At 57.3% G+C, this 295-nt stretch carries 1 protein-coding gene; it reads left to right on the top strand.

Annotated elements, in window-relative coordinates; translation table 11 throughout:
* A partial coding sequence (locus KMS84_RS44430; RefSeq protein WP_256921546.1) for an adenine nucleotide alpha hydrolase family protein occupies positions 1 to 248 on the top strand: 248 nt, incomplete at its 5' end.
* Positions 249 to 295: the final 47 nt, after the last annotated feature.

The following is a 295-nucleotide window of genomic DNA, read 5'->3' as shown; positions in this document are numbered from 1 at the left end:
GCGTGGCACTCATGGTGGATGATTCACGCATGAAGTTGCTGCCGGACGAAAAAATTGAAGCGCGCAACGTCCGTTTTCGTACCTTGGGCTGCTACCCACTCACCGGCGCGGTGGAGTCGAACGCGCTCACCGCCGCTGATGTATTACTGGAGCTGGCGGGTTCCACCCGCTCGGAACGCCAGGGCCGCGCGATTGACAACGATTGCGCGTCGAGTATGGAAAAGAAGAAAAAGGAGGGCTATTTCTAATGGCACTCGAATCACTTGCGCGCCCTACCGAGCCAACGATTGAAGAC

The organism is Streptomyces hilarionis, from assembly GCF_024539675.1.
GTDB classification, from domain to species: domain Bacteria; phylum Actinomycetota; class Actinomycetes; order Streptomycetales; family Streptomycetaceae; genus Streptomyces; species Streptomyces hilarionis.
This window is presented reverse-complemented; position numbering and strand designations above follow the sequence as displayed.